Source organism: Verrucomicrobiia bacterium (genome assembly GCA_026414565.1).
Lineage (GTDB): Bacteria > Verrucomicrobiota > Verrucomicrobiia > Limisphaerales > Fontisphaeraceae > Fontisphaera.
In genome coordinates this window covers 1-8,516 of sequence record JAOAIT010000056.1, presented here as the reverse complement: position 1 = coordinate 8,516, position 8,516 = coordinate 1, and the positions used below count along the sequence as shown (strand labels likewise).

At 64.6% G+C, this 8,516-nt stretch carries 6 protein-coding genes; 1 reads left to right on the top strand and 5 read right to left on the bottom strand.

Annotated features, from left to right (window positions below; genetic code table 11):
• Positions 1–129: 129 nt before the first annotated feature.
• The 3 genes from N3J91_13740 to N3J91_13730 all read right to left on the bottom strand — a co-directional run bounded on the left by N3J91_13740 (position 130) and on the right by N3J91_13730 (position 4,879).
• Complete coding sequence (locus N3J91_13740; protein MCX8157485.1) at positions 130–2,232, bottom strand: response regulator; 2,103 nt, start codon at positions 2,230–2,232, stop codon at positions 130–132.
• A 54-nt stretch (positions 2,233–2,286) separates the two neighbouring features.
• Positions 2,287–2,772, bottom strand: a complete 486-nt coding sequence (locus tag N3J91_13735) for a response regulator (protein ID MCX8157484.1) — start codon at positions 2,770–2,772, stop codon at positions 2,287–2,289.
• A gap of 124 nt (positions 2,773–2,896) precedes the next feature.
• Positions 2,897–4,879 carry a GreA/GreB family elongation factor gene (locus tag N3J91_13730; protein ID MCX8157483.1) on the bottom strand — a complete coding sequence of 661 codons (1,983 nt, stop codon included), beginning with the start codon at positions 4,877–4,879 and terminating at the stop codon, positions 2,897–2,899.
• Between the two features lie 90 nt (positions 4,880–4,969).
• Between N3J91_13730 and rsmB the strand changes: the two genes are divergently transcribed.
• Positions 4,970–6,271 carry a 16S rRNA (cytosine(967)-C(5))-methyltransferase RsmB gene (rsmB, locus tag N3J91_13725; GenBank protein ID MCX8157482.1) on the top strand — a complete coding sequence of 434 codons (1,302 nt, stop codon included), beginning with the start codon at positions 4,970–4,972 and terminating at the stop codon, positions 6,269–6,271.
• 13 nt (positions 6,272–6,284) lie between these two features.
• Here the strand turns inward: rsmB and N3J91_13720 are convergent, their stop codons facing one another.
• On the bottom strand, positions 6,285–7,763 hold the full coding sequence (locus N3J91_13720; protein ID MCX8157481.1) for an amino acid permease: 1,479 nt from the start codon (positions 7,761–7,763) through the stop codon (positions 6,285–6,287).
• 488 nt (positions 7,764–8,251) lie between these two features.
• Positions 8,252–8,516: hypothetical protein (locus tag N3J91_13715; protein ID MCX8157480.1), on the bottom strand; the 265-nt coding region annotated here is incomplete at its 5' end.

Sequence of the window (8,516 nt, the reverse complement as noted above, 5' to 3'; positions counted from 1 at the left end):
AAAACCAAAGCCTGCCCCCCCGCCCCCGCCCCCCCCCCAAAACCCCCGCCTCAAACCTCAACCATCCCCCGCCCCCACTTTGCATTTTGCACTTTGCACTTTGCATTTCCCCCCCCCCCGCAACTTCCCTCAACGGGCCGCCGTTTCCTTCCCCGTCAATTCCTGGATCAGCTCCAACAACCGCGAGGGCAGATACGGTTTGGCCAGAAATCGAATCCCCGGCCCCGTCTCAATCCGCCGCCCGGCAAAATCCACACTATACCCGCTGGTGTAGATCACCTTCAGCCCGGGCCGCCGCTGCAGCAGCTCCGCCGCCAGCTCCTCCCCGCTCATGCCCCCCGGCATCACCATGTCGGTCAGCAGCACGTCCACGTTGCCCTCCTGCTGATTCCACACCGCCAGCGCCTCCGGCCCGTTGGCGGCCGTCAGCACGGTGAAGCCGTACTCGTGCAAAATCTCCTGCGCCAGCAGGCGCAAGTCGGCTTCATCTTCCACCACCAATATGATCCGGCTCCGCCCCGCCGCGGCCACCTCCGCCGCCGGCGGCAGCACCGGCGCCTCCGCCAGCGCCGGCAACAACACCCGGAACGTGGAGCCTTGCCCCGGATGACTCTCCACCTCAATCCACCCCTGATGCTGTTTCACAATCCCATACACCGTCGCCAGCCCCATCCCCGTCCCCTTCCCCACATCCTTGGTGGTGAAAAACGGCTCAAACAACCGGCTCAACGTTTGCGCGTCCATCCCGCAGCCCGTATCCGCCACCGTCAGGCACACAAACCGCCCCGGCCGCGCCTCCGGATGCCGGTGCTCCGCCCCGGGGCCGACCTCCACCAACGCCGTGCGGATCACCAAATCCCCCCCCTGCGGCATGGCGTCGCGCGCGTTGATCGCCAGATTCAGCACAATCTGCTCCAGCATCCCTGCATCCGCCGCCACCCGCGGCAAATCCGCCGCAAGCTGCAGATGCACCCGCACATTTTCCTCCACCGTCTGATCCAGCATCCGCCCCACCCGCTCCACCACCTGATTGAAGTCCACCGGCTCCGGCTGCAGCATCTGCTGCCGGCTGAACGCCAGCAACTGGCCCACCAGCCGCGCCGCCCGCTCCGTCCCGTCCAGAATGTGGCGCAGCGACGCCGCCTGCGGCTGCTGCGGCGGCGTCCGGCTCAGCAGCAGGCTGGCGTAACCCTGGATGATGGTGAGAATGTTGTTGAACTCGTGCGCCACCCCCGCGGCCAGTTGCCCCACCGCCGCCAGCCGCTCCTGCCGCAGGGCCGCCTGCTGCCGCTCCTGCAACTGATGATACGCCGCCTGCAAATCCTCGTGCAATTTCACATGCCGCGCCGCCAGCGAAATGTGCTCCCCCAGCGCCCGCAAAAAATCCGTCTCCGCCTCCGAAAACGGATCCTCCGCCGGCCGCGCCAGCACCATCGCCGCCAGCATGCTCTGCTCCGCCGTCAACGGCAGCGCCACCAACTGCGGCAACCCCACCCGCTCCAGCTCCACCTCGAAGCCCTGCGCCGCCCGCCCCGGCTGCCGCCGCCCCAGCCCCCCGCGGATGCAGGCCTCCAGACACGACCCCGCCACCGCCAACGCCTGCCCCTCCTGCCACCCCAGCTCCACCGCCAGCGCCCGGCTCCGCGGCCCCAGCGCGCTGAGCTGCGCCTTCTCCAAACCCGCGGGAAAGGCGCACACCATGCCAAAACGCACCGGCAGATGCTCCTCCAAATGCTTGAGCGCCACCTGAAATATGCTGGGCAAATCCTGCCGCTCCGCCACCGCCCGCGTCGTTTGATTCAGCAGACTGATCCGCGAAAGCTGCTGCCGCAGCGCGCTCGACGTCCGATGATGCTCCACCGCATACCGAATGGCCCGCTCCAGCGCGCGCGCATCCAGCCCCGCCTTGTTCAAGTAATCCGCCGCCCCGGCCTTCATCACCGCAAAATCCACCTCCCAATCATTCAAACCCGTCAAAATGATGATGGGCGGACATTGCGGCAGCCGCCGGGCCTGCTCCAGAAACTCCAGCCCCGTGTGCTCCCCCAGCCGGTAATCGCACAGGCAGACATCGTACCGCTGCCGCTCCAGCATCGCCAGACCCCCCGCCGGCGTGGTGGCATCCTCCAGCCGGAAGCGCTCCCCCAAACACTCGCTCAACAAGGCCCGCACCATGACGTGGTCGTCCTCGTCATCGTCCACCATCAGGATCTGCAGCAGCTCCCGCTCCATACCATCGCTTGCGCCGCGGGCGGCCTCGCCGCCGGGGCGGCCTCGGCGCCCTGCCTACGAACCGCCGCCCGCGGGGGGAGTGGCGGGCGGCAGCTCCACTATCTCAAACCAGTATCGGCCCAGCACCTTCATCACCTCCACCAAACCCTCAAACGTCACCGGCTTGGTGATGAAGGAACTGACCCCCAAATCGTAACTGCGAAAAATGTCCTCCTCGGCCTTCGACGTCGTCAGCACCACAATCGGAATCTGCCGCAAGTCCGCATCCGCCTTGATCTCCGCCAGCGCCTCCCGCCCGTCCTTCCGCGGCATGTTCAAATCCAGCAAGATCAACCCCGGCCGCGGCGCGGCCCCGGGGGCCGCATACGGCCCCGCCTGCCGCAAATAGGCCATCAATTCCTCGCCATTCTCCACGCAGCGCAAATCATTGGCCAGCCGGCTCTCCGCCAGCGCCTCGCGCGTCAACAGCCGGTCATCCGGATCATCTTCCGCCAGCAAAATCACAATCGGTTCAGGTGTTGTTTTCGTTGGTTCAACCATTGACGCGGCATCCTAACGGCGGCCGCGCCGACGGCAAGCGAAAAGGAAGGAAAACGCCCGGCCCCGCCCCCCGGCCCCGGGCCCCACGCGAAATAATGAAGAAAAACGCCGCCCCCGCGGCCGCTCAACCGTTGCCCCCGCCAGCCGCCTCCGCCCCACCGCTGGCCCCGCCCACCGGCGCCGCCTCCGCCAGCGCCGGGGCCGGCGCGGCCGCCGGTTCAGCCGCCCGCGGCGCCGCCGCGGCGGGCACGGGCGCCGCTTCGGCCTGCGCCTCAAACGCCCGCGCGATGGACTCCACCCGGAAACGCCGGTTGTGATGATGCTCGCCCTCGATCTCCGCCTCCTCGCCCACTTTCTTCCCGATCAACGCCTTGCCAATGGGCGAAAGGTAACTCACAATCCCCCGCTCCGCATCCGTATCCCACGCCCCCAAAATGGTGTACGTCTCCACGTGCCCCGTCTCCAAATCGGTCACCGTCACCCGCGTCCCAATGCTCACCGCCTCCGTGCTCGCATTGGCAAAATCCGTCCCCCGGGCGTGCTGAATCTGATGCTCCAGCTCCGCCTTCCGCCGCATCAGCAGCTTCTGCATCTCCTTGGCCGCCTTGTACTCGTGGTTCTCCCGCAAATCCCCGTAGCTCCGCGCAATCGCAATCTCCCGGGCATTGGCCGGGATCTTCTTCTGCACCAGCTCGTTGTACTCGTTGCGCCGCCGCTCCAGGCTCTCCCACGACACCAGAAAGTAATTGTCCTGTCGCGTCCCCTCGCCCGTGATCAGCGATTGCATGTCCGGGTAGCTCTTCACAATCCGCGCCAGCAGCGACCGCTTGTCCATGTCATCAAAACACGGGCTTAACTGCAGCGCCCGCGTCAAATCCTTGATCACCTCAATGTCCGCCGAGCTGATCAGCTCCACCAGCAGCTCCTGATCATCCACAATGTAATCCCGCAGCCGGTTGCTCTTCCGCTCGCTGAACTGATCCCGCTCGATCGCCGACAGCATCGCCCGGAACACCTCCGGCCCCAAAATATCCGCAAACGTGTCCGACCGCTCCTTCGCCAGCCACAACAGCAGATCGCTGCTCGCCTGATGCTGGCTGATCAGCCGCGACAGGCAACCCTTCAATTCCTCCAGCTTGTGCTCGTGCAACAATATGTGCGCCAGCTCCGTCACCAGCTTCGTGGACACCCCGTTGATCGCCGCCAGCAGATGCTGCGCCCAGCTCTCCGGAAACGCCGCCTGGAACGACTGCAACATCCGCCGGTGCCGCGGCGCCGGCGCCGCCTCCAGCACCGCCGCCATCTGGATGTCCGGCTGATTCCAGATCGCCGCCTCCGTCACCTCCCCCGCCTCCGCCGGCAGCCCCACCGCCTTCCGCAAATCATCCCGCGTAAAAATCGCATCCAGCGCCGTCGCCGGCTGCGTCCGCTGGTAATTCACTATCTCCGCGTTCAACGCCGCGCACACCTCCCGCACCAGCGCCTCCGCCTCCGGCAAGTCCCCCAGCGACCGCAGCATCTGCTGGGCCACCGCATTCCGCGCCTTCAAACCCTTGGCCGCCCGGAACTCCTGCAACAACCGCTCCCGCGGCGAAACCGTCTCCTCCTTGTACACAATCGGATCAGTCTTCTTGAGCGGAATGATGAAATGCCCGTCCTTCTTCATCTCCGCCCGCGCCGCCTCCCACCACTTGCGCCAGTCCTCACTGATCACGTCCGGCACCAGCAACTGCTGGATCTGATCCAGGCTCGCCTTCCCCCCAAAGCTGGTCAGCACCAGCTTGATCAGCTCCAGATGATTCAACGCCGCCATCTGGCGCAATTCCTCAATATTCATCGCCTTCCGCGCCAAAATGTGCGTCGGCGGTATCGGCTTTAACGTTTCCGCCGCAAAATTCAAATCCATCTGATGATTCGGCCGATCCTTGAAATCAATCGTAAACCGCGCAAACACGGTGTCCACCGTCGTGATCTTCCCAAACCCCCAGTGCTTGTGAAAACAATACCGGCTCTCCGTCAGCGCCACCAACGGCTCCACGTGTTTGGTCAAAATCTTGCCCTGTACGGCCAGTTTCTCAATTTCCGCGCGTATGTTCGTCTCTGCCATGCCCTCTACGCCTTTCCACTTTGCTATCGTCAACCGCCCCTCGGCCCGCCACAATCCGTCCAACGGCAACCGAGTATCTCTAATTATTAAATGCTGAAGCCGCAAAATCCAAGAGAAATTGCGGCCCGGATTCTGCTGGGCCGCTCCACCCGCGGCGGCTTTGTCGAAAACCGCCTCGACGCCGAACTGGCCCGCCACCCCCTCCCCGACCCGGACCAGCGCCTCGTCCGCGAGCTGGTGTTTGGCGTCATCCGCTGGCAGGCCACCCTCGACCACCTCATTGACCGCCAAATCTCCCGCCGCCCCCCCCAACCCCGCCTCCGCCTCCTCCTCCGCCTCGGCCTCTACCAAATGTTCTGGCTCGACCGCATCCCCGACCACGCCGCCGTCCACGAAACCGTCTCCCTCGCCCGCCAAACCAGCGGCCCGGCCGCCGCCGGCCTCGTCAATGCCGTCCTCCGCGCCTTCGCCCGCCAAAAGGAGCCTACCCGCCAATACCTCGCCGCCCTCAAAGACCAAAACCCCGCCCTGGGCTTCTCCCACCCCGCCTGGCTCGTCCAACGCTGGTCCGCCCGCTGGGGAGACGCGGCCACCCGCCAGCTCCTGCAATGGAACAACTCCCCCCCGCCGCTCTACGCCCGCGTCAACACCCTGAAATGGTCCCCCTCCGATTTGCAGGCCCGCTGGCAGAAGGAAGGTGTCACCTTTGAACCCTTCGCCGCCGACTGGCTGCCCCCCGGCCTGATCTTCCGCATCCAACCGCCCGGCCCACTCCCCTCCCTCGCCAGCTTCTCCACCGGCGGCTTTTACGTCCAGGACCCCAGCACCCTCCTCGCCCCCCTCCTCCTCCAGCCCGAACCCGGCCTCCAAATCCTCGATGCCTGCGCCGCCCCCGGCGGCAAAACCTCCTGGCTCGCCCAACTCGCCGCCAACCAGGCCTTCCTCACCGCCTGGGATGCCACCCCCGAACGCCTCCAGCGCCTCCAGGAAAACCTCCAACGCCTCGGCGTGGCCAGATTCACCGTCGCCGCCGCCGACTGGGACGCCGCACCCCTCGCCCACTTCGACCGCATCCTCCTGGACGTCCCCTGCAGCAACACCGGCGTCATGCGCCGCCGCGTCGAACTCCGCTGGCGCCTGACCCCCCAGGAACTCCAGCGCCTGGCGCGCGACCAGCGCCGCCTCCTGGCCCTCGCCGCCCGCCGCCTCAAACCCGCCGGCCGCCTCGTCTATAGCACCTGCAGCCTCGAACCGGAGGAAAACCAGGCCGTCGTCCAGGCCTTCCTCCGCGAACACCCCGGCTGGCGCTGCGCCGACGAAAAAACCCTCCTCCCCTTCCGCGACGGCGTGGACGGCGCCTACGCCGCCGTCCTGCTCCCGCCCCCCCGCTGACGCCCCGCCCCGCTCACCCCCCGCCCGCCGGCGGCGTCACGGCCCCATTGGGCGGCTGCCCGTGCGCCAGCTTGCTCCGGTGCCGGCTGTAACTGAAATAAATCACCAGCCCGATCAACAGCCAGATGATCAGCCGCTTCCACGCCGTCGGCGAGGCAAACGCCATCAACGTCCCCGCGCTCAACGCCGCCATCGGCCCCACAAACCACACCGCCGGACACTTGAACGCCCGCGGCAGATGCGGCTCCCGCACCCGCAACACCACCACCCCCACCCCCACTATCACAAACGCCAGCAATGTCCCCATCGAACACAACTCCCCCGCCTCCTTCACCGGCAGTATCATCGCAAAAAAAGCCACCAGCAAACCCGTCACTATCGAGGTCAGCCACGGCGTCCGAAACCGCGGATGCACCTTGTTCACAAACGGCGGCAGCAGCCCGTCACTCGACATCGCCCAAAACACCCGCGACTGCCCGTACAACATCACCAAAATCACCGACGACAACCCCGCAATCGCCCCAATCTTGATCAAATCGGCCATGAAACCCATCCCCGCGCGATCCGCCACCAGCGCAATCGGATCCGCCACATCCAGCTCCCGGTACGGCACCACCCCCGTGGCGATCCCCGATACCACGATGTACAGCAGCGTGCAGATCAACAGCGACCCAATAATCCCAATCGGCATGTCCCGCTGCGGATTCCGCGCCTCCTGCGCCGCCGTGCTCACCGCGTCAAAACCAATGTATGCAAAAAACACAATCTGCGCCCCCGCCAACACCCCCGACCACCCAAAATGCCGCGGGCTTTCGTACGGCGGAATGAACGGCGTCCAGTGCGCCGGGCTGACCGCCCACATCGCCCCAAAAATAAACACCATGATCACCGTCAGCTTGATGATCACGATGAAATTATTGAACCGCGCCGACTCCTTGATCCCAATCACCAGCAGCGTCGTGATCACCAGCACAATCAACACCGCCGGCAAATTCACCCACGCCACCGCCTGCGTCCCGTCCGCCAGCTTCACCACCGTCCCGGTGGGCGCGCATATCTCCGGCGGCAGAGGCACCCCAATCCCATGCAGAAAACTCACCACATACCCCGACCACCCAATCGCCACCGTGATCGCCCCCACCGCATACTCCAAGATCAAATCCCACCCGATGATCCACGCAAAAAACTCCCCCAGCGTCGCGTACCCATACGCATACGCGCTCCCCGACATCGGCACCAGCGACGCAAACTCACTGTAACAAAACGCCGCAAACACCGCCGCCAACCCCGCCAGCACAAACGACAACACCACCGCCGGCCCCGCGTGCACCGCCGCCACCGTCCCCGTCAACACAAAAATCCCCGTCCCAATGATGGCCCCAATCCCCAGCATCACCAGATTCCCCGGCCCCAGCGCGCGGCGCAAATGCTGGCTGTTCAACGCCTCGGCCTGCATGTGCCGGATATCCTTGCGGCGAAAAAGACGTCTCATAACAAAAGCCCCCTGCCCAGGCACCGGGCGCCCCCCATGCGTGTGGCAGTTACGGAATGCATGGTGCGCTTCTTGCGCCAGCCTCACGCCCTTGTCAAGCGGTATCCTCCTCCCCCCTCCTCTCTCCCCCTGGATTACGATCCCCCCCGCGCCCCTTCCCCCCGCGCCCCGGCCTCCCCCATTTTGCATTTTGCATTTTGCACTTTGCACTTTGCATTTTGCATTTCTGTAAAATGCCAACAGCTTTGAGCAAAAGTGCCAAAAAAATTAGCAACATCACCACTTGCCAATAGGGCAGATGGAGGTTTTAAGTAGCCATTTCGCCCCAGTGCAACCGCACTGCAAACATACTGCACCCTGCCAAAAATCACATTGAGCGCAAAGCCTCCTGCGGGCAGCAATCACCTCTGGCTTGGCCATCCGTGCACCATCTTCCCACCACTCCCGTAGAGCCAGACTCAAGTTCGCCTTCAACTGTGGTACTGGAATCATGAAAATTGAACTTCGTCCACTCGTACCCGCATCACAGTACCGTCTGGGTACCAAAGATGGGTCATAACCTCATTGATCTGTTGCACCGCCGCTGCATCCCCGAGTAACTGCTCCCCCATCCAATGGGGGACGTCGTAACATAACATGGCCAGGCGGCTCATTTCCATCCGGTATTCATTCAATCTCCCATCTACCCACCCACCAACCCCCACCGCAGCATCATCATTCCCTCGCATTAGCACCTGTCTCTTATACACATCT

What these genes read in the sequence shown, in the direction of transcription:
- N3J91_13740 (MCX8157485.1), bottom strand. Translation starts at nt 2,232, where the DNA reads ATGGAGCGGGAGCTGCTGCAGATCCTGATGGTGGACGATGACGAGGAC.
- N3J91_13735 (MCX8157484.1), bottom strand. Translation starts at nt 2,772, where the DNA reads ATGGTTGAACCAACGAAAACAACACCTGAACCGATTGTGATTTTGCTG.
- N3J91_13730 (MCX8157483.1), bottom strand. Translation starts at nt 4,879, where the DNA reads ATGGCAGAGACGAACATACGCGCGGAAATTGAGAAACTGGCCGTACAG.
- rsmB (MCX8157482.1), top strand. Translation starts at nt 4,970, where the DNA reads ATGCTGAAGCCGCAAAATCCAAGAGAAATTGCGGCCCGGATTCTGCTG.
- N3J91_13720 (MCX8157481.1), bottom strand. Translation starts at nt 7,763, where the DNA reads ATGAGACGTCTTTTTCGCCGCAAGGATATCCGGCACATGCAGGCCGAG.